General features: G+C 71.5%; 13 protein-coding genes. 8 read left to right on the top strand and 5 right to left on the bottom strand.

Translation table 11 applies throughout. The features are described from left to right. Window positions 1-72: 72 nt before the first annotated feature. The 3 genes from ACIP79_RS27025 to ACIP79_RS27015 form a co-directional block, all read right to left on the bottom strand. Window positions 73-2,295, bottom strand: coding sequence for an NHLP family bacteriocin export ABC transporter peptidase/permease/ATPase subunit (locus tag ACIP79_RS27025; RefSeq protein ID WP_401227276.1), 2,223 nt, complete (start codon window positions 2,293-2,295; stop codon window positions 73-75). Then, window positions 2,292-3,101 carry an HlyD family efflux transporter periplasmic adaptor subunit gene (locus tag ACIP79_RS27020; protein WP_401227274.1) on the bottom strand — a complete coding sequence of 270 codons (810 nt, stop codon included), beginning with the start codon at window positions 3,099-3,101 and terminating at the stop codon, window positions 2,292-2,294. The genes ACIP79_RS27025 and ACIP79_RS27020 overlap by 4 nt, the downstream gene beginning before the upstream one ends. 90 nt (window positions 3,102-3,191) lie before the next feature. Further along, window positions 3,192-3,410, bottom strand: a complete 219-nt coding sequence (locus ACIP79_RS27015) for a type A2 lantipeptide (protein ID WP_387181232.1) — start codon at window positions 3,408-3,410, stop codon at window positions 3,192-3,194. 679 nt (window positions 3,411-4,089) lie between these two features. Here ACIP79_RS27015 and ACIP79_RS27010 point away from each other — a divergent pair. Beyond that, complete coding sequence (locus tag ACIP79_RS27010; protein ID WP_401227272.1) at window positions 4,090-5,427, top strand: S1 family peptidase; 1,338 nt, start codon at window positions 4,090-4,092, stop codon at window positions 5,425-5,427. Between the two features lie 164 nt (window positions 5,428-5,591). Here the strand turns inward: ACIP79_RS27010 and ACIP79_RS27005 are convergent, their stop codons facing one another. Beyond that, on the bottom strand, window positions 5,592-7,745 hold the full coding sequence (locus ACIP79_RS27005) for a SpoIIE family protein phosphatase (RefSeq protein WP_401227362.1): 2,154 nt from the start codon (window positions 7,743-7,745) through the stop codon (window positions 5,592-5,594). A 204-nt stretch (window positions 7,746-7,949) separates the two neighbouring features. Here ACIP79_RS27005 and ACIP79_RS27000 point away from each other — a divergent pair, with 204 nt between their 5' ends. Then, complete coding sequence (locus tag ACIP79_RS27000) at window positions 7,950-10,391, top strand: SpoIIE family protein phosphatase (RefSeq protein ID WP_401227270.1); 2,442 nt, start codon at window positions 7,950-7,952, stop codon at window positions 10,389-10,391. Window positions 10,392-10,453: 62 nt separating this feature from the next. Next, window positions 10,454-10,957: a metallophosphoesterase family protein gene (locus ACIP79_RS26995; RefSeq protein WP_401227268.1), complete on the top strand. Its 504-nt coding sequence runs from the start codon at window positions 10,454-10,456 to the stop codon at window positions 10,955-10,957. Between the two features lie 93 nt (window positions 10,958-11,050). Here the strand turns inward: ACIP79_RS26995 and ACIP79_RS26990 are convergent, their stop codons facing one another. Further along, on the bottom strand, window positions 11,051-12,166 hold the full coding sequence (locus ACIP79_RS26990) for an XdhC family protein (protein ID WP_401227266.1): 1,116 nt from the start codon (window positions 12,164-12,166) through the stop codon (window positions 11,051-11,053). Window positions 12,167-12,401: 235 nt separating this feature from the next. Here ACIP79_RS26990 and ACIP79_RS26985 point away from each other — a divergent pair, with 235 nt between their 5' ends. The 5 genes from ACIP79_RS26985 to ACIP79_RS26965 all read left to right on the top strand — a co-directional run bounded on the left by ACIP79_RS26985 (window position 12,402) and on the right by ACIP79_RS26965 (window position 20,332). Further along, complete coding sequence (locus ACIP79_RS26985; RefSeq protein ID WP_401227265.1) at window positions 12,402-14,381, top strand: GTP-binding protein; 1,980 nt, start codon at window positions 12,402-12,404, stop codon at window positions 14,379-14,381. A gap of 116 nt (window positions 14,382-14,497) precedes the next feature. Further along, window positions 14,498-16,369 (top strand): endoglycosylceramidase, encoded by a 1,872-nt coding sequence (locus tag ACIP79_RS26980; RefSeq protein ID WP_401227263.1) that lies wholly within the window; start codon window positions 14,498-14,500, stop codon window positions 16,367-16,369. A 210-nt stretch (window positions 16,370-16,579) separates the two neighbouring features. Next, the gene (locus ACIP79_RS26975; RefSeq protein WP_401227262.1) at window positions 16,580-17,305 is read left to right on the top strand and encodes a response regulator transcription factor; all 726 of its coding nucleotides are present in this window, start codon (window positions 16,580-16,582) and stop codon (window positions 17,303-17,305) included. Then, window positions 17,302-18,765 carry an ATP-binding protein gene (locus ACIP79_RS26970; protein WP_401227261.1) on the top strand — a complete coding sequence of 488 codons (1,464 nt, stop codon included), beginning with the start codon at window positions 17,302-17,304 and terminating at the stop codon, window positions 18,763-18,765. The genes ACIP79_RS26975 and ACIP79_RS26970 overlap by 4 nt, the downstream gene beginning before the upstream one ends. A 226-nt stretch (window positions 18,766-18,991) precedes the next feature. After that, a complete protein-coding gene (locus ACIP79_RS26965) occupies window positions 18,992-20,332 on the top strand; it encodes a DUF3500 domain-containing protein (protein ID WP_401227260.1) in 1,341 nt (446 codons plus the stop codon). The last annotated feature ends 125 nt before the right edge of the window (window positions 20,333-20,457 follow it).

Genomic DNA, 20,457 nt, shown 5'->3' with positions numbered 1-20,457 from the left:
TCCCCGACCGGCGACGCTCGTCGTCTCGACGCTCGTTGTCTCGACACTCCCGGATGGGCCACGCCCGTCATCTCAACGCTCCCTGACCAGCTCGGCGTACGGGCCGCCGGCCGCCACCAGGGCCTCGTGCCGCCCGCGTTCCACGATCGTGCCGTGCTGGAGTACGACGATCTCGTCGCTGTCCCGCACGGTGCTGAGCCGGTGCGCGATCACCACACAGGCGCAGCCGCGCTTGCGGAGGTTGTCGATGACGGTCTGCTCCGTCTCCGCGTCCAGCGCGCTGGTCACCTCGTCGAGGACCAGGATGCTGGGCCTGCGCACCAACGCCCGTGCGATCTCCAGGCGTTGACGCTGACCGCCGGAGAAGTTCCGGCCGTCCTGCTCGACCCGGCTCTGGATGCCGCCGGGGCGCCGCGCCACCACGTCGTACAGTGCCGCGTCCTCTAGCGCCGCGACGACCGCCTCGTCCGGGATCGAGGGGTCCCACAGCGCCACGTTGTCGCGGACCGTCCCCTCGAAGAGGAAGACGTCCTGGTCGACGAAGGAGACGGAGGAGGCGAGGGCGCCGCGCGGGATGTCCTCCAGGCGCCGGCCGTCGATGCGGATGGTGCCCTCCCAGGGGGCGTACAGACCCGAGATCAGCCGGGACACCGTCGACTTGCCGCTGCCCGAGCCGCCGACCAGCGCGACCTGCTGGCCGGGGCCGACGGTCAGGGAGAAGCCGGTCAGCAGCGGTTTGTCGAGCGGGCTGTAGCCGAAGGTGATGTTCTCCAGCTCGACGTGACCGTGCAGGCGGCGGGTGGAGTCGCCGCTGTCCGCACGGGCGTACAGCGGGTCCGCCTGAAAGTTCTCGACGTCCTTGAGGCGGGCGACGTCGGCCGCGAAGTCCTGGATGCGGCCCGCGACACCGTTGAGACGGGTGATGGGCGCGGTGAAGCGGGTCACCAGGGCCTGGAAGGCGACGAGCAGACCGACCGAGATGCCTCCCTCGATGGCCCGCATACCGCCGATCCACAGGATCAGCGCGCTGTTGAGCGTCGCGAGCATCGGCGCGACCACGCCGAGCCAGGCGCTCGGTACGCCGAGGCGCTGCTCCTCCTCCAGCGTGGTCGCGTGCTGCCCGGCCCACTTGCGGAAGTAGCCGTCCTCGGCGCCGGTCGCCTTCATCGTCTCGATCAACTGGAGCCCGCTGTATGCCGTGTTGGTCAGCCGGGCGCTGTCCGCGCGGAGTTTCGCGGTGCGGGTCGAGCGCAGCCGGATCACCACCCGCATCGCGACCACGTTGAGCAGGGCGACGCCGATGCCCACGGCCGTGAGCTGCGGATCGTAGGTGTAGAGGAGCACCGCGTAGAGGACGACCACGACCGCGTCCACCCCGGCCGCCGCCAGGTCGCGTGACAGGGTCTCGGCCACCGCGTCGTTCGACTGGAGCCGCTGCACCAGGTCGGCCGGGCTGCGCTGGGAGAAGAAGGTGACGGGGAGCCGCAGCAGATGCCGCAGGAAGCGGGCGCTGGACAGCGTCGAGGAGATGATCCGGCCGCGCAGCAGGTTCGCCTGTTGCAGCCAGGTCAGTACGACGGTCAGCGCCACCGAGGCGCCCATCGCCGCGAACAGCACGCCGAGCAGCGAGGACTGACCGCCTATCAGGTAGCTGTCGATGTACGTCCGGCTGAGCGCGGGCACCGCAGCGCCGACCACGACGAGGAGCAGGCTGGCGAGTACGGCGGCGGGCATGGTGCCCGAGGTTCCGCGCAGCCGGGCCGGCATCGCGCCGAGCACGCCGGGTCTGCGGCCGCCCCGGTGGAAGTCGGGGCCCGGCTCCATGACCAGGACCACACCGGTGAAGCTGGTGTCGAAGTCCTCCATCGGCACGAAACGACGTCCCTTGCCGGGGTCGTTGATGTGCACGCCACGCCGTCCGAAGCGGCGCCCGACACCGTCGTACACGACGTAGTGGTTGAACTCCCAGAACAGGATCGCGGGCGCCGTCACCTCGGCGAGTGCGGCCGTGTCCATCTGCATGCCGTTGGCCGTCAGGCCGTAACTGCGCGCCGCCTTCAGCAGGTTGCTGGCGCGCGAGCCGTCCCGGGACACACCGCAGGCGATGCGCAGCTCTTCGAGGGGGATGTGCCGTCCGTAGTGGCCGAGCACCATGGCCAGGGAGGCGGCGCCGCACTCCACGGCCTCCATCTGGAGCACGGTGGGGGTGCGGACGGTTCTGCCCTTCCCCTTGGCGGCCGGGCGTCGGGGCGGTGCGGCGCGGCGTCTGCCGCGGGTGTCCTGTGCGGTGTTCACGGCAGGAGCCAATCGACGGGGCGCTGATCGGCCAGCCGGATCGAACCCGAGGCCGGGGTCATGGAGGTCAGCTCGAACGGCGGCCCGTCCGCCGAGGACCACTTGAGGCCGCTCTTCGTGCCGGACCGGGTGTCGAGCCTGACCAGGACGGCCACCGGCCTGCCGTTCTCGGTGAACTGCTCGCCGAGTTGGCTGTCGCCGAGGAAGGCGGTGATCTGCTGCCGGCTCTGCGCCGCGCGGTCGACCGACTTCACATGGCCGCGCAGTACCCCGTACCGCTGGGTCGGCACCGACTGGACGGTGAGGTCGACCGACGCGTTCTCGGGGATCGTCGCGGCGTTCTCGGCGGGGACGTACACCGTCGCGTACAGCGGGTCCCCGGCGTGCGCGACCTTCTCGACGGCGGCGACGTTCGCACCGGTCGAGATGATCGCGCCGATGGTGGCGGCGAGAGCGGTGACCCGTCCGGCGGCGACGGTGCGCACGACGGCTGTATCGCCCTCCGCGGTACGGACCTGGAGTACGGGCGCGTCGGCGGCGAGCCGCTGCCCCTCCTTCGCGAGAACCGCGGTGACCTGCCCGGCGACGGGGCTCTGGAGCACGTAACTGCCCTGCCCGTGGGTGAGGATGGCGGGCGCGTCGACTGTGGAGGCCACGGTGCCCGTCACGGCCCAGACCGAGGCCGCCGCCATGACGAGGACCGTCACTGACAGGGCGAGCCAGCCCTGGGGACGCGCGAAGCGCACCGGCAGGTCGAGTTCCTCCGGTGACTGGAGCTTGGCGAGGGCCTGTTGGCGGAACTGCACGGGACTTCCCTCACCTGTTCCAAGGATTCACGGCACCCGAGAGTCCCGGAACCATGGAGCGGTTCCGGGACTCGGCGGTTCTGAAGGGGATCAGAGACCGGCGACCAGACCGGTGACCGCACCGGTGTTCAGGCCGGTGACACCCTCGACGGTGCCGACGACCGAACCGACCAGCGGGGTGACGCCGGGGGCGACCGAGTCCACGAGGCCCGTGACGGTGCCGACGGCCTGAAGGGCCAGACCGCCGGAGACGGCGTCGAGGTCGGCGTCGGAGATCTCGGTGGTGGCAACCTGGGGGGTGGAGTTCATGATGGAACTTCCCTTCGTGTGCGTATTCGTAAGGGGGAGAGCGGCCCCCCTCTGGGGACAGATGGTCGGCCGCGACCGCGGGAGTCGGCGCACCCGTTTCCGGGAGGCCCTGGAGGGGACCAGTGACCCCCGCGGTGCAATGGATCAAAGCACGGTGCCGTGGCACGCATCCAATCAACCGAGGCCCCCACCAGGGCAATTGATCTCCAGATGCGTTCATCCGTGCACGAGCGCGCACCGTTCGGCGGCGACTTCTTCACAGCCTGCGCGTCATCGTCGCGTGCGTGCCCTGGGCACCCGGTTACCGAACTGGACACTCCCGCCCCAATGGCCCCTGGGAGCTCGGTGCGCTGTGGAGATCCGTCGTGAGCGGTGACCTCGTTGCGCATTCGATGTGCAGATTCGCTGAAGCGGGGATTCCGGCCGCTGTCGTCGACGCCGGGTGACCGGATGGTCGCGGAGCGTTCCAGGTGGCTCGTCCCGATGGCCTGGGGGCCGGCATGTGCAGACGGAAAGGTCCGATTGCCTCGCAATCCGCGCCTTTGGGCTGCCCAACTCGCGCCATCTGTAAAGGCGGTTGAACACCCCATGTGACGCGTGCGTATCAACAGGCATCCAGGCGCCCCCCAGTTCAGCCGCAAGACGGTGGCAACGGACCCCGTCCCCAGGAGGTCGGAAGTTGAGTCACAAACGCATACCCAAGCGCAAGGCCGCGATAGCGGCAGGCAGCGTGGCGGCGCTCGGAGCGGCGGCCCTCCTGCTGCCGAACGCCATGGCGTCCCAGTCGGACTCGGACGACACCGACGCGACCGCCAGGACGTTCAAGGCGGCCGACGTGTCGGACCTGGCCGCGCAGCTCGCCTCCCAGTTGGGTGACGCCTTCGCCGGGTCGTACTACGACGCGGCCAAGCAGCAGATCATCATCAACGTCGTCGGTAACAACAGCAATGTGATCAACGAGATCAGGGCGGCGGGCGCGGTCCCGAACCAGGTGCGCAACAGCACCGGCACGCTGGAGAACGCGGCGGCGACGCTCAAGTCCGACGCGACGATCCCCGGCACGGCGTGGTCCGTCGACCCGAAGACCAACGAGATCCGCGTCACCGCCGACTCGACCGTCACGGGCGCCAAGTGGGACACCCTGGAGTCGACGGTCGAGGGCCTCGGCTCCGGCGTGGCGACCATCACCAAGTCCGCGGGCACCTTCAAGACCTTCGTCGACGGCGGCGACGCCATCTTCGGCGGCGGCGCCCGCTGCTCCCTCGGCTTCAACGTCACCGCGGGCGACGGCGCCCCCGCCTTCCTGACCGCCGGCCACTGCGGTGTCGCCGTCGCCGAGTGGTCGGACGCGCAGGGCGGCGCCCCGGTCGCCACCGTCGACCAGGCCACCTTCCCCGGCGACGGCGACTTCGCCCTGGTGAAGTACGACGACCCGGCCACCGTGACCGCCAGCGTGGTCGACATCGGGGACGGCCAGACCGTCGAGATCGCCCAGGCCGCCGAGGCCGCCGTGGGCCAGCAGGTGTTCCGGATGGGCAGCACCACCGGCCTCTTCGACGGCAACGTCGTGGGCCTGGACGCGACCGTCAACTACCCCGAAGGCACCGTCACCGGCCTCATCCAGACCGACGTCTGCGCCGAGCCCGGCGACAGCGGCGGCTCCCTGTTCACCCAGGACGGCAACGCGATCGGCCTGACCTCCGGCGGCAGCGGCGACTGCACCGTCGGTGGCGAGACCTTCTTCCAGCCGGTCACCACCGCGCTGGAAGCGGTCGGCGCGACGCTCGGCGCGGGTGACGCGGCCGGCGACGAGGGCGCCGGCGTGGAGGACCCCGGCGCGGTCGACCCCGGAGCTGTGGACCCCAGCGCGGGCGCCAGTGACCCGGCGGCCGGCGAGGAGCAGGCCGGCGCGGGCGAGGAAGAGCTCGGCGGAGCCCACGACCAGGCCGGTGACGCGGGTGAGGACACCGGCACCGGCATGGACGACGGCTCGGGCCTCGTGACGATCACCCCCTGACCGGGTGACCCAGAACCACCGCCGGCCCGGGCCCTGCGGCCCGGGGCGGCGGTGGAAAGGTCCGGCCCTCCGGCGGGAGGGCCGGGCCGCCTCGCGCGTCCCCGGGCAAGGGGCACCCGAGCGACCCACCTCAGCCTGTGAACCGGGATCCCCGGACCCCACCGTCAGCCGCGCACCCGCAGCAACAGGAGTGCGACGTCGTCGGGACGCTCCTGGGTCGCCGTTCCGTCGGGCCGCACGAGGCTGTCGGCCAGTACGTCGAGGGGCTGGCCGCCCTTCTCGGCGAGTTGTCGCCCCAGCGCCGCCAGGGCGTCCTCGATGTCGACACCGGGGGACTCGATCAGGCCGTCGGTGTAGAGGGCGAGGGTGGAACCGGGGACGAGCGGCACCTCGGTCGTCGGGTACGTCGCCGACGCGTCGATCCCGAGCAGTGGCCCCCCGGCCAGGTCGAGCACGCGGACCTTCCCGTCGGGCCGCAGCAGCAGCGGCGGCGGATGCCCCGCGCGTGCCATGACGGCCACCTGGCGTGCGGGGTCGAGCCGCAGATACAGACAACTGGCGAACAGCTCACTGCCCAGGTCGATCAGCAGCCGGTTGGTGCTGCGCATGACCTCCTCGGGCGGCTGGCCGACGGTCGTGTACGCCCGTACAGCCGTACGGATCTGTCCCATCAGGCCCGCCGCCGTCACGTTGTGCCCCTGCACGTCACCGATCACCGCGGCGGCCCGGCCCTGCGAGAGCACCAGGTCGTAGAAGTCACCGCCGATGTCCATGCCCTGAGTGGCCGGGAGATAGCGCGCCGCCGCCTCGATCGAGGGCACCGACGGCAGGGAGTGCGGCAGCAGCGCGGCCTGCAGACCATGTGCCAGCCGGAGCTTGGCGTCGTAGAGGAGGGCCCGGCCCAGGGCCTGCGCGATCAGACCGCCCAGGCTCGTCAGGACCGCGCGCTCGTCCGCCGGGAAGGAGCGCTCCTGCGGGTACGCCAGGACGCAGACCCCCACCGGACGCCCGGAGGCGATGAGCGGCAGATACGCCCAGGCCGCCATGCCGTCCGGCGTCGCGTGCCGGGACGGATAGAGCCGCTCCAACTGCGCCCGGGACTCGAAGAAGGCGGGAACACCGCTCCCAAGTGCCTGGGCCGTCGGAGTCTCCGCGCTGAGCGGCAGCCCGTCGAAGCGCTCCACCGTGTGGGCGTCCGGATACCCCCGGTGTCCGAGCACGTGCAGGCGTCCGGCCCGGGTGCCCAGCACCGCCAGCGCCTTGCTGCCGACGGCGGGAGCGATCTCGTCGGCGACCAGCTGCACCACGTCCCGCACGCTCGCGGCCTCCGTCAGCGCGCCGGCCAGACTCAGCACATGGGAGATGGTCACCAGCCCGGGGCCGTGACCGCCGACGTGATCCGGTTTCGTCCGCCTCATCTCGGCCACCGCCCGCGCCCGGGAGATCCGCACGCTCAGCCCGTTCGTACTGGGATAGAGGCGGAACGACAGCCATTCGCCGGGCGGCCGCAGCGCCACGAAGGACGTCGTGTGCTGACTGATCAGCGCGGCGCGGTAGCGGTCCTCATAGACCGGGTCGTTGAGCCAGGGCACGGACGCCCACAGCTGGGTGCCCAGCAGGACGTCGGCCGGTACGCCGAGCAACTCCGAGGCCGCCGTGTTGGCGAAGCCCACCCGCCCGTGCAGATCCAGCGCGCACAGCCCGTACGGCAGCCGCGCCACCATCCGCGCCGCCTCCATCGTGCCGAGCACGCTGGGCCTCGTCAGCGTCGTCGCCGACGCCGGCAGATCCGCCTCGGCGTGTACGGGAAGGTGCGCCGCCGCGGCCCGCTCCAGGCGCAGCGCGAGCCGGTCGCAGGCCGCGGTCAGCCGGGCACGCTCCTGGTCGGCCAGTTCCGGCGGATGCGAGCCGGGAAAGGTCACGAATACGGCGCCGTACACGGTCCGCTCGGTCGCCACCGGGAGCGCGGCCAGGGCGAAGGGGTAGGGGAGCACCACGGCCACCCGGGGGTAGTGGCCGGCCATCTGCTCCTCGCCGCCCACCCACACCAGCTGTCGCTCCCGTGCCGCGTCGGCGACCGGGATCGGCGAGCTGAGCCCCACCCGCTCCCACGGCGCGGCGAAGGCCCTGGGCAGCCCCGCCATCACCGCCATCTCCAGGACCGGTTCGCCCGGAGCCAGCAGGTACACGGCACCGGAGTGGGCGTGGACCTCGTCCATCATCGCGGCCAGCGCCAGGGAGAGCATCGGCCGTCCGAGCGGCAGCGGCCCGGTGGCCGGCGCCTGTACCGGCCCCTGCGAGTCGGGCACCCCGACCACCTCCTCGTAGGGCCGCGTGATCAGGTTCCAGAGGTTCCCATGGGTCCGGAGGGCCCAGAGGACAAGGCTCTCTCCTGGCGGCTCCGCGCGCACGGCGAGCGGGGGACACCGGAGGCGCGGCGGATCGCGACGACGGGCTCCGGCACAGGTCTGACGTGGCCGGAACGGTCACAGGGGCTGCGCGAATGGCCCGAAAGCGCTGTAATGACGGACGTGGTCAGTGAGGGCGGTTCGGGACGCGGATCGAGAACTCCGCGCGCCGAACTTGCCCTGAAGTCGCTCACCGCCGGCCTGGAACCCCGCGAGCGGCTGCGTCGCGTCCTCGAACAGGCCCTCGTCTTCACCGGCGCGACCGTCGTCGCGGTGTACTCACCGACCCGCACCGGCGAGGACCTGCGCCTCGCCGAGTCGGTGGGGGTGCCGAGATCGCTCTACGGGCTGCGCGACGGCTACCCCGTCAGCGGCGGATCCCCGGCCGCGGACGTGCACCGTTCCGGCCTGCCGCTGTGGCTCGGCCCGCGGGAGGCCGGCCGCCGCTCCGACGCCGGGCGACTGCCCTCCCAGGACTTCTCGCTGGCCGTCCTGCCGCTGCGCGACGACGGCTGTCTGCTCGCCGTCAGCGAGCACCCGGCCGGCTTCGACACCGAGGACCGGCAGTGCCTGGCCCTGATCGTGGAGGCCGTCGTCTGTCCGCCGCCCGCCCCGGAGACGGACGCCGACGAGCTGCCCGCCAGCTCGTTCAGCCTCGCCATGGACACCGGACGTGTCGAGGTCGACCGGGAGATGCTGGAACTCTTCGGGCTGAGCCCCGCCGACTTCGACGGCAAGGTGGAGACGCTGCTGTCGCTGACCGTTCCCGAGGACCTGCCCGCGCTGATGTCCGTGGTGGAGTCGGAGCACATGTCGGTCGGCGACCGCGAACTGGAGTTCCGGATCCTCCAGCCCTCCGGCGAACAGAAGTGGCTGCGGCTGCGCGGACACCTGCTGCCCGGCGGAGAGGGCCGCCCGGGACGGCTCGTGGGCACGGTCTCCGACGCCTCCAAACTCCGCTCCGGAGGCAACGAGGTGGCCCGCGTCCAGCGGCTCGCCGCCGCGCTGGCCACCGCGGGCACCGTGCGCGACGTGGGCGAGGCGGTCGTCACGGCCCTGCGCCGGCCCCTCCAGGCCGACCGGATCGCCGTCGCGGAACTCGACGGGGACCGTCTGATCGTCACCGTCCTCGACCCGCCCGAGCCGGAGGCCTGGCCCGAGCTGTGGCGCACCGAATGGCGCTCGGAGTGGCCCGACGCGCCCGTACGCGCCATGCCGACGCTCGCGGCCGCCCTGAGCGAGGGACGAGTCGCGATCTGGCCCGCGGGGACGGACCTGGAACCCGCCCTCGCCGACGTCGGACCCGGCGGTCTCGCCGTGCTGCCGCTGCCCGCCGCGGGCCGCATCGCCGGGGCCTGCCTCATCGGCTGGGACACCCCGCACGACTTCGGCCCCGACGAGCGCGCCCTGCTCACCGTCTCCGCGGGCCTCACCGGGCAGGCCCTGGTGCGCGCCCACGCCTTCGACGCCGAGCACGAACTGATCAGCATGCTCCAGCGCAGCCTGCTCCCACGCCGCCTGCCCAAGCTGCCCGGCGCGGTCGCCGTCGCCCGCTACCTGCCCACCACGTCGGGCCTGGAGGTCGGCGGGGACTGGTACGACGTGATCCCGCTGCCCGACAACCACGTCGCCCTCGTCATCGGCGACGTACAGGGACACAACGCCTCGGCCGCGACCCTCATGGGCCAGATGCGCACCGCCCTGCGCGCGTACGCCGTCGAGGGACACCCCCCGGACGTCGTCGTCTCGCACGCCAACCGGCTCCTCGTCGACCTGGAGACCGACCTCTTCGCGACCTGCTGCTACGTCGACGTGGACATGGAGGAGGGTTCCGCGTGGTGCGTACGCGCGGGGCACCTCCCGCCGGTGCTGCGTCACCCGGACGGCCGTACGGAGATCGCCTGGTCCGAGGCGGGCCCGCCGCTCGGCGTCCTCGCCCAGGCCGACTTCCCCCTGAGCCCGCTGCGCCTGCCGCCCGGCACCATCGTCGCGCTGACCACGGACGGTCTCGTCGAGTCCGCCGAGGTGGACATCGAGGACGGCCTGAACCGGCTCGCCGGAGAGCTGGCCGGCGCCGACCCCGCCGACCTCGGGCTGGTGGCCGACCGGCTGCTCGCGGGCGCCGACCGCGACGACGACGTCGCTCTGCTGCTCATGCGCTACGACGGCATGGCCCTGCGCCCGCTCCGCGAGAGCTGGACCGTCTGGCGCGTCCCGGAGGCGGTCAGACACGCCCGCCGCTTCACCCGGCGCACCCTGCGCGGCTGGGGAGTGCGCGGCGAGGCGGACGCCGCGCTCCTCGTCGTCTCCGAACTCGTCACCAACGCGCTCGTCCACACCGACGGGCAGGTCAGGCTCTACCTCACCCTCATCAACAACCGCTTCAGGATCGCGGTCGCCGACAACTCACCGCGTACGCCGATCAAGCCCACCAGCATCGGCTGGGAGGCCACCGGCGGACGCGGCATCCTCCTCGTCGAGGCGATGTCGGCGGCCTGGGGGACGGTGCCGGTCAGCGGCGGCAAGCAGGTCTGGAGCGAGATCAACCTCGACTAGCGCCGTTCGCGAAGCCGGTCTCCGGAAGCAGGCCTCCGCCGACGGAGTGGCACCCTGAAGGCGTGCGCCTCCTGCTGATGTCCGACACCCACCTGCCCAAGCGCGCCAAGGAGCTCCCCGCCCAGCTCCTGGCCGAACTCCCGCGCGCCGACCTCGTGATCCACGCCGGTGACTGGGTGGACACCGCCACGCTCGACCTGCTGGAGAGCCTGTCGGGCGGACTGGTCGGGGTCCACGGCAACAACGACGGCCCCGACCTGCGCGCCCGCCTCCCTGAGGTCGCCCGCCTCGACCTGGACGGCCTGCGCCTGGGCGTCGTCCACGAGACCGGCGCGGCCCAGGGACGTGAACGCCGCTGCGCCGAGCGCTTCCCCGACCTCGACGTCCTGGTCTTCGGCCACAGCCACATCCCCTGGGACACGACCACGGACACCGGGCTGCGCCTCCTCAACCCCGGCTCGCCCACGGACCGCCGCCGCCAGCCGTACCGCACCTACATGACGGCGGCGGTGACCGACGGCCGGCTGACGGACGTACGGCTGCACCGGCTGCCCCCGCGCGGCTGACCCGGGACGCCGACGGCGCCGTACGCGCGGGACCGGCACTGCCGGCGCGGCGCCCGACGTCGTACCCGCGAAGGCGCCGACCCCGCGAGCGGCTCAGCGCGGCGGATTGAGGGGCCTGGGGTGGATCGCCCCGCCCGTCGCCGTGAGCGGCGCCCCGCTGCCACCCCACCGCAGCGCCACGATCTCCGCGGCGACGGAGACTGCCACCTCCTCGGGCGTACGGGCCCCGAGGTCGAGGCCGACCGGTGAGCGCAGCCGGGACAGCTCGCTCTCGCCGAACCCCTCCTCCATCAGCCGCTTCATCCGGTCGTCGTGGGTCCGGCGGCTGCCCATGGCGCCGATGTACGCGGCCGGGCGGCGCAGCGCCTCCGTCAGCAGCGGCACGTCGAACTTCGGGTCGTGGGTGAGGACGCAGATCACCGTGCGCGAGTCCGTCGTCGTACCGCTGAGGTAGCGGTGCGGCCAGTCGACGACGACCTCGACGCCGGCCGGGAACCGTTTCGGCGTGGCGAAGACCGGGCGGGCGTCGCACACGGTGACGCGGTAGCCGAGGAAGTCGCCGATACGGGCCACGGCGGCGGCGTAGTCGATCGCGCCGAACACCAGCATGCGGGGCGGCGGAGCGAAGGAGTGCAGGAAGACGGTGACCGTGTCCTCGCGGCGCTCACCGTCCGGGCCGTAGTGCCGCTGCCCGGTCGCCCCCTGCGCCAGCTCGCCCCGGGCGTCGGCCGTGACCGCCACGTCGAGGCCGGTCGATCCGAGCGAGCCGGCCACCTCGTCGGGCCAGACGGCGAGCGTGGCCCCACGCGCCGCCGGGCCGTCGATGACGGTCGCGACGGTCACGGGGCGGCCCGCGGACACGGACTCGGCCACCGCACCGAAGGTGGGATCGTCCTCGCGGGTCACCCGGCGTACCAGCAGCGTGATCTCCCCGCCGCAGGTCAGCCCCACGGCGAACGCGTCCTCGTCGCTGTACCCGAATGTCTCCAGGCGGGCCTCGCCCGTCTCCACGACCTGCTGGGCCAGCTCGAAGACCGCGCCCTCGACGCAGCCGCCGGACACACTGCCCACGACTTCGTCGCCGGGGCCCACGGCCATGGCCGCGCCGGGGTCGCGCGGCGTGCTGCGGCTGACACCGACGACCGTGGCGAGCCCGAAGGGGGACCCCGCGGCGTACCACCGGTCGAGCGCCGGGAGGATCTCACGCATCGCCCGCTCCTCTTGCTCGGATTTCCCCTGGACGAGCGGTGTCACTGTAGGACGGCCGACGGGCCGGGGCGAGTGCAACGGCAGGCATTTGTTGAGCGTTAATCCATTGCGGCCGTGGCCGGCGGGCTGCTGCACTGCTCGGGACGAGTTCACCGGGATCAAGGAGCGGCAATGCGCACTTCGTTCATGTCCACCCAGGAAGGAATCACTCCCACTTCGAAGGACATGACACCCGGTGCCCATGCTCAACCTGGGAATTCTGGCGCACGTAGACGCCGGTAAGACAAGCCTGACCGAGCGGCTGCTGCACGCCGCCGGAGTCATCGACGAGATCGGCAGCGTCGATGAGGGAAGCACCCGGACCGACACCCTCGCGCTGGAACGGCGACGGGGTATCACGATCAAGTCCGCCGTGGTCTCCTTCACGGTCGACGACGTCACCGTCAACCTGATCGACACCCCCGGACACCCGGACTTCATCGCCGAGGTGGAGCGGGTACTGAGCGTCCTCGACGGCGCCGTACTCGTCGTCTCGGCCGTGGAGGGCGTACAGGCGCAGACCCGTGTGCTGATGAGGACGCTTCAGCGGCTGCGGATCCCCACGATCGTCCTCGTGAACAAGATCGACCGCGGTGGAGCGCGGTACGAGCACGTCCTGGAGCAGATCTCCGCGCGGCTCACTCCCGCGATCGTCCCGATGGGCGAAGCCCGTGAACAGGGCACGCGGGACGCCCGGTTCACCCCCTTCACCGAGAACCGGCTCAGGACACCGCTGCTAGACCTGCTCGCCCGACACGACGACGACCTGCTGGCCGCGTACGTCGAGGGCGGGGTGGCCGACGAGCGGCTGCGCGCCGCTCTCGCCCGCCAGACCGGGCAGGCGCTGGTGCACCCGGTCTACCTCGGCTCGGCCATGACGGGCGCCGGAATCCCCGAACTGGTCGCCGGGATCGCGGAGTTGCTGCCCGTCGGTGCGGGCGACGCGGACGGCCCGGTGTCGGGCACCGTCTTCAAGGTCGAGCGCGGACCCGCGGGGGAGAAGATCGCGTACGTCCGGATGTTCTCCGGCACCCTGCGCACCCGCGACCGGCTGCCCCTTCGCGACGGTGAGGAGGGCAAGGTCACGGCGATCAGCGTCTTCGATCAAGGCTCGGCGGTCCGGGAGGCGTCCGTGTCCGCGGGGCGGATCGGCACGCTCCGGGGCCTGGAGGGCATCAGGATCGGCGACTCCGTCGGCGTACCGCGGAAGCCGTCGGCGCACGAACACCACTTCTCACCACCCACGTTGGAGACGGTGGTCACCCCCTGCCACCCGCGCGACAGGGGAGCCCTGCATCTCGCCCTGACCCGGCTCGCCGAGCAGGACCCGCTGATCGGTCTGCGCCAGGACGAGGTCCGGAAGGAGACGTCCGTGTCGCTCTACGGTGAGGTGCAGAAAGAGGTCATCCAGGCGACGCTGGCCGACGAGTTCGGCATCGACGTCGTCTTCCGCGGGACGACCCCCCTGTGCGTGGAACGGCCGGTCGGCACCGGTGCGGCGGCCGAGTTCAACGGGAAGGCCCCCAATCCCTTCCTCGCGACCGTCGGACTGCGGGTCGATCCGGCACCCGTCGGCTCCGGGGTGGACTTCCGTCTCGAGGTCGAACTCGGCGCCATGCCCTACGCGTTCTTCAAGGCGGTCGAGGACACCGTGCGGGAGACCCTGGGCCAGGGGATCCACGGATGGCAGGTCACCGACTGCACGGTCACCATGACGCGTTCCGGCTACTCACCGAAGCAGAGCCATGCCCATCAGGGCTTCGACAAGAGCATGTCCAGCACGGGTGCCGACTTCCGGGGGGTGACACCGCTCGTGCTGATGAGCGCGCTGCGGGAGGCTGGTACCCAGGTGTACGAGCCGGTGCACCGGTTCCGGCTGGAGGCCCCGGCGGACACCCTGGGCGCCGTGCTGCCGGTGCTCGCGAAGCAGCGGGCGGTCGTTCGGACCACGAGGACGGACGGTCCGACGAGTGTCCTGGAGGGCTGGGTCCCGGTCGCCAGGGTCCACGAACTGGAGCAGTGGCTACCGGGGTTGACGCATGGCGAGGGCGAACTGGAGTGCGCCTTCGACCACTACGCGCCGGTCGTCGGCGGCACGGTACCGGACCGGCCCCGGACCGATCTCAACCCGCTCGACCGCAAGGAGTACCTGCTCAACGTGGCGCGCCGGGTGTGAACCCGGGGCGCGGCGGCCGGTGAGAGGGGTGACACCCCGAGGCGCGGCGAAACAAGAAACTTACTCAGGAGTCAGGGGTGTTGACGGTCCGCCGCGCGCCCGCGACTGTAATGGACATGTCGAAGTTACGTGCGCGTCTGCTCGGCGTCCTCGTGCTCCTCACCGGCTTCGTCACGGCGGCGGGCGTCCAGCCCGCCGCCGCGGCCCCTCTCCCCGCCTCCCTCTGGTTCGACGCGTCGGCGGCCGCCGCCCTCACCGTCGAGGACGGCCGCTTCACCGACGGGCTCGGCCGCGAGGTCGTGCTGCGCGGCTACAACGTCTCCGGCGAGACGAAACTGGACGAGAACGGCGGACTGCCCTTCGCCTCGGTCGCCGACGCCAGGAAGTCCGCGACGGCGCTGCGTGCGCTCGGCGGCGGCAACTCCGTCCGCTTCCTGCTCTCCTGGGCCCGGGCCGAACCCGTACGCGGCCAGGTCGACACCGCCTACCTGGCGGCGGCCACCGCCCAGCTCGGCGCCTTTCTCGACGCCGGAATCCGCGTCTACCCCGACTTCCACCAGGACCTCTACTCCCGCCACCTCTTCAACACGGGCAGCTGGTACACCGGTGACGGCGCCCCCAAGTGGGCCGTGGACGCCGGTGACTACCCTCAGGAGTCCTGCGGGATCTGCCTCTTCTGGGGGCAGAACATCACCCAGAACGAGGCCGTCAAGCAGGCGTCCCACGACTTCTGGCACAACGCCCACGGACTCCAGGACGCCTTCCTCGCCACCGCGCAGGCGACCATGACCTACATCAGACAGCACCTCACCACCGAGCAGTTCGCGGGAGTCGCCGGCTTCGACCCGTACAACGAACCGCACGCCGGCAGCTACGACTCCGGTCAGACCAGCCGCACCTGGGAACGCGACGTGCTCTGGCCCTTCCACGTGCAATTCCGGGCCCGCATGGACGCGGCCGGCTGGCAGGCCAAGCCCGCCTTCGTCGAGCCGAACCTCTTCTGGAACGCCAACATCGACTTCCAGAAGCAGGAGGGCGGACTCCTGGACGTGGGCACGCTGGGCTCGCGCTATGTCTTCAACACCCACTTCTACGACCAGAAGGCGATCTCGGGCGTGTTCATGTGGGGCAAGGCGGCGGACGGCCAGTACGTCACCGACTTCGGGAAGGTCCGCGACCGCGCCTCGGCCACCGGGACGACGGCAGTCGTCAGCGAGTTCGGCCATCCCCTGACCGGCTCGGTCTCCGACAAGGCGCCGACCGTCCTGAAGGCGATGTACCAGGCCCTCGACTCCCGGCTGGCGGGCTCCACCTGGTGGTCGAACCCGGCCGCCTCCGGCCCGGTGCTCTCCGGCAGCCAGTGGCAGTGGGACATCTACAACGGCCGCCACCACGAGCTCATGAACGGCAACCCGGACAAGCTACGGACGACCGGCGACGCCTGGAACGACGAGGACCTCTCCGCCGTACGCCTCGACGACTCGGGCACCGCCGTACTGCGCCAGGACGCCCGCCTCCTGGACCGGGTCTACCCGGGCGCCACCGCGGGCACGGCGGTCGCCTTCACCTACGAGGACCGCTCCCGCGACGGCTCCACGACCCTGACCTGGAACCCGGTCCCGAGCACTCTGCCGAGCGTTTCCCAGCTCGTCGGGTCGGGCCAGTACAGCCTGCTGGTCTGGCGTTCCGACGGCACGAGCACCCCCACGGAACTCCATCTCCCGGCGTCCTTCCCCACCTCGTCCACCACCGTCGTCTCCGACCTCGGCACGACGGCCGCCCCGCCCTCGTACACCCGGACGACGCCGATCGCCGTCGCCCCCGAACCGGGCGGCACCGGAAGCCGCCGCCTCCTGCTCACCGCCGCCCCCGGCACGGCCGCCCCGCACTACGCACTGGTCACCAACGGCGCGACCGCCCCGTCCACCGCCCTCCTCGCCGCGGCCCGAACCGAACTGGCGTCCTGGGCAGCGGCGAAGTTCGCCTAGCCGACGGATCCGGCCGGTTCACCTTCCCTGACCGGGGTGAACCGGCCGGGAGGCCACATGGCCCGCCCGCCACCGACCGGGCACGGAACGCGTACACCCGCGCGATGCCGTGGCGGCGACCACCGGTCACGGACAGGCTCGGCCCGCGCGCACAGACCTCGCCAAGGTCCGGCACAGGAAACCCCCAGTGAGCTCCGGCAGGGTCGGGGCATGCCTGGCACATTCGACAGCCGCGGCGGCCCGATCCGCGTGCTGATCGTCGACGACGAGCCCGGCCTCGTCGAGACGTTGACCGTCGCCGTCACCGAAGCCGGCTGGCGGCCCTACCCGGCGGCGGACGGGGAGAGCGCGCTGCGGGCCGCGCGCGGCTGCGCCCCGCACGTCGTCGTCCTGGACGGGATGCTGCCCGGCCTCGACGGGGTGCAGGTGCTCAAGCGGCTGCGGTACGAGAATCCGCGGCTGCCCGTTCTCATGCTGACCGCGCGGGACGCACTGGAACACCGCATCGAGGGACTCTCGGCGGGCGCCGACGACTACGTCACCAAGCCCTTCTCGCTGGAGGAGGTCGTGCTGCGCCTGCGCGCCCTGCTGCGGCGCGCAGGCGTCGAGGACGCGAGGGCCGACGAGTCCGTCCTGACTCTCGGAGACCTCGTCCTGGCGGAGAAGACCCGTCAGGCGCACCGCGACGGAACCCCCATCGAGCTCACCGCCAAGGAGTTCGACCTGCTGTGGCTGCTGATGACCCACCCGCGCCAGGTGCTCAGCAAGACCCAGATCCTGGACCACGTCTGGAGCAGCTCCTTCGACGCGAGCGGAAACCTCGTGGAGGCCTACATCTCCAACCTCCGCAAGAAGATCGACAAGGGACGGACCCCGATGATCCGCACGCTGCGCCGGATGGGATACACCATCAGACCGGCGGAGGACTCCCGATGACGATCCGGTTGCGGAGCCGCTCTCTGCGCACCCGGCTGCTCATCTTCTTCAGCCTCACCCTCGTCGCCGTGAGCGCCGCGATGGTCCTCACCACCATCTACGCCCAACGCGCCTATCTGCTGGGAAACCTGGACCAGCGCGTCAGCGACGCCGCCGAGCGCAGTCAGGGCGGACTCCAGCGCCGCACGGGATCGGCCACGGACCTGGGCTTCCTCAACGAGCGCGGGCAGCCCGCGGGCACGATCGCCGCCCGGCTGGACACCGAGGGGAACATCGTCGCCGCCGAGGTCGTCGCCCGGAACGCCGTACCGCAGCCACTCACGGCAGCCCAGCTCGCCGCCCTCGACGGCATCGCGGCCGACAGTTCCCCGCACACTCGGACCGTCCCGGGCCTGGGCACCTATCGGATCACCTCCGTCAGAGGTGACGGAACCCCCGTCCTGGTGGGTCTGCCCATGGACGACGTACAGAACATGATCAGCGACCTGGTCGCGGTCGAGGCCGCGGTGGCGGCGCTCGGGCTCACCGTCGCCGGATGCGTCTGCGCCGTCGTCATCCGCCGCCAACTCCGGCCGCTGGCAAGGGTGGCGGCCACCGCCGTCGACGTCTCCCACGCCCCGCTGAGCCATGGCGAGGTCACGGGGCTGACGCGAGTGCCCCAGGGGGACACCGACCCCGGGACGGAAGCCGGACAGGTGGGCGCGGCGCTCAACCGCATGATCGACCACGTCGAGTCCTCGCTCGCCGAACGCCAGCGCACCGAGGAACGCATGCGCCGCTTCCTCTCCGACGCCAGCCACGAGTTGCGCACCCCACTCGCCTCCATCGTCAGCTACGCCGAACTGATGGACCGTGGCACCGACAGGATCGAACCTCGGCTCGCCTGGCGCAGGGTCTCCGCGGAGTCCGTCCGCATGACCGGTCTGGTGGAGGATCTGCTGCTGCTCGCCCGGCTCGACGAGAGGCGCCCGTTGAAGCGTGCCGAGGTGGACCTCACGGCCTTGGTCGCGGAAGCGGTGTGGGACGCGCGGGCCGCCGGGCCCGAACACCACTGGCGGCTCGCCCTGTTGCTCGACGCCTCGGCGGAGGTGACCGGCGACGCGGCCCGGCTGCACCAGGTCGTGGCCAACCTGCTGGCCAACGCCCGTGCCCACACACCGCCCGGCACCACGGTCACCACCACCGTCGAGGCGACGCAGCAGGCCTGCTTCATCAGAGTGGCCGACGACGGCCCCGGCATCGCACCCGAGCTGCTCCCCGCCGTCTTCGAGCGCTTCACCCGCGCCGACAACTCCCGCTCCCGTACCGAGGAGGACGGCGGAACCGGCCTGGGACTGGCCATCACCACCGCGATCACAGCGGCGCACGGCGGCCGTGTCGGCGTCGAGAGCCGCCCCGGCCGTACGGTCTTCACGGTCGAACTGCCTCCGGCGCACACCGCCGAACTCCCGTCGCCGTAGGGAAACTGACGCCCCGGACGACATCGGGGCGGAGTCACTCGCAGGGCCGGCGAGCTCCCGGCTGATTCCTGTACGCCCAGGTCGTTCCCGGCTTCCAGGGCGGCCGGGCCGGCGCTTTCCCCGTCCCGGGAGCCTCGGTTCAGTTTCGCATCAGGTTGCTCCGCCAGAGTCGTCCGTGCCAGGCCGTCCGACGTGGACGCGCCGACGACGAAGGGAGCCAGCGACGATGACCGAGCTCGAAACCGGCGATCAGACAGCCCGGGAGCCGCAGTCCGAGGCCGCCCACCGTGCTCACGCGAGCCGCCGTAACTTCATGCGGAAGGTCTTCTTCGCCGGCGGTGCGACGGCGGTGGCGACCATGGGCGGCGTCGGCGCCTGGTCCGCGCTCGCCGACGAGAGCACCGGCACCGCCGACGCGACCGCTTCGGCGGTGCCGAGCGGGGCGCCCAGCGGCGGTCCAGGCGGCGGCACCGGAGGTCCCGGAAACCAGACGATCACCGAGGACTTCTTCGGCCTGACGACCGACGGCAACCGGATCGACGACCTCTACACGATCCACTCCACCGGCGTCGCGACCGCGCCCGTGATCGCCGCCGCGAAGGCCTTCCTCGCCGGGCTGACCGACACCCAGAGGACCGCGACCCAGTTCACCGTCCACTCCACCGAGTGGCGGCTGTGGAGCAACGTCGACGCCTACGAGCGGCAGGGCGTCACACTCGCCGACATGACGGACACTCAGAAGGCGCTGGGTACTGCCCTGTTGAAGTCGGCGCTCAGCGCGGACGGTCTGGAGACCACCGAGAAGATCCGCAGGATCAACCAGGCGGCCGGGGAGGCGATCGACAACACCGCCTCGTTCAACGAGGACGCCTACTACTGGACCCTGATGGGCACGCCGTCCGCCACCGAGCCCTGGGGCTTTCAGTTCGACGGCCACCACCTGGTCGTCAACTACTTCGTCCTCGGTGACCAGGTCGTGATGAGCCCCTGTTTCTGGGGCTCCGAGCCGACCTCCATGGAGATCGACGGCGAGACCGTGACCGTCTGCCACGAGGAGGTCGTGGCGGGCCTCGCCTTCATCAACTCCCTCACCGCCGCCCAGCGGAGCGTCGCGATCGAGTCCACGACGAAGTCGAACGAGTCGATGAAGGCGGGTGCCTTCTCCGACAACTCGGTCCAGGCGTACACGGGCCTGCGCGGGAACAGGCTCACCGCCCTCCAGAAGAAGAAGCTGCTCGGCATCGTCGAGGCCTTCGTGAGCCGAGCGAAGGCCGACGTCGCGCAGGTGCGGATGGCGGAGGTGCGCAAGCACCTCGACGACACCTATGTGACCTGGGCGGGCGGCATCGCCGACGACTCCGCCTTCTACGTCCGCGTGCACAGCCCGGTGGTGTGGGTCGAGGTCGACTGTCAGGCGCCCGGCCCGCTCGCGGGCGCGTACGGCGCGACGCAGGGCAGTGGCGCGACGCAGAAGCACGTCCACTCCATCATCCGTACGCCCAACGGGAACGACTACGGAAGGGAGCTCCTCCGGCAGCACTACCTGACGTCACCGCACCATCAGTGACGCCGGAACTCCAGGCTGTCGCTGGTCTGCACGATGAGCTGCTGTGCGGTGCCCTAGCGTCACCAGGCGGGCCACAGAACGAACTTACCAGTGAGTAGTAGGGCGGTGATCTCCTCTTTGGTGCC

Origin of the sequence: Streptomyces sp. NPDC088747 (assembly GCF_044751025.1) — a bacterium.
Lineage (GTDB): Bacteria > Actinomycetota > Actinomycetes > Streptomycetales > Streptomycetaceae > Streptomyces.
Note: the sequence above shows the minus strand (reverse complement) of the source record. Positions and strands in the feature narration are given on the sequence as shown.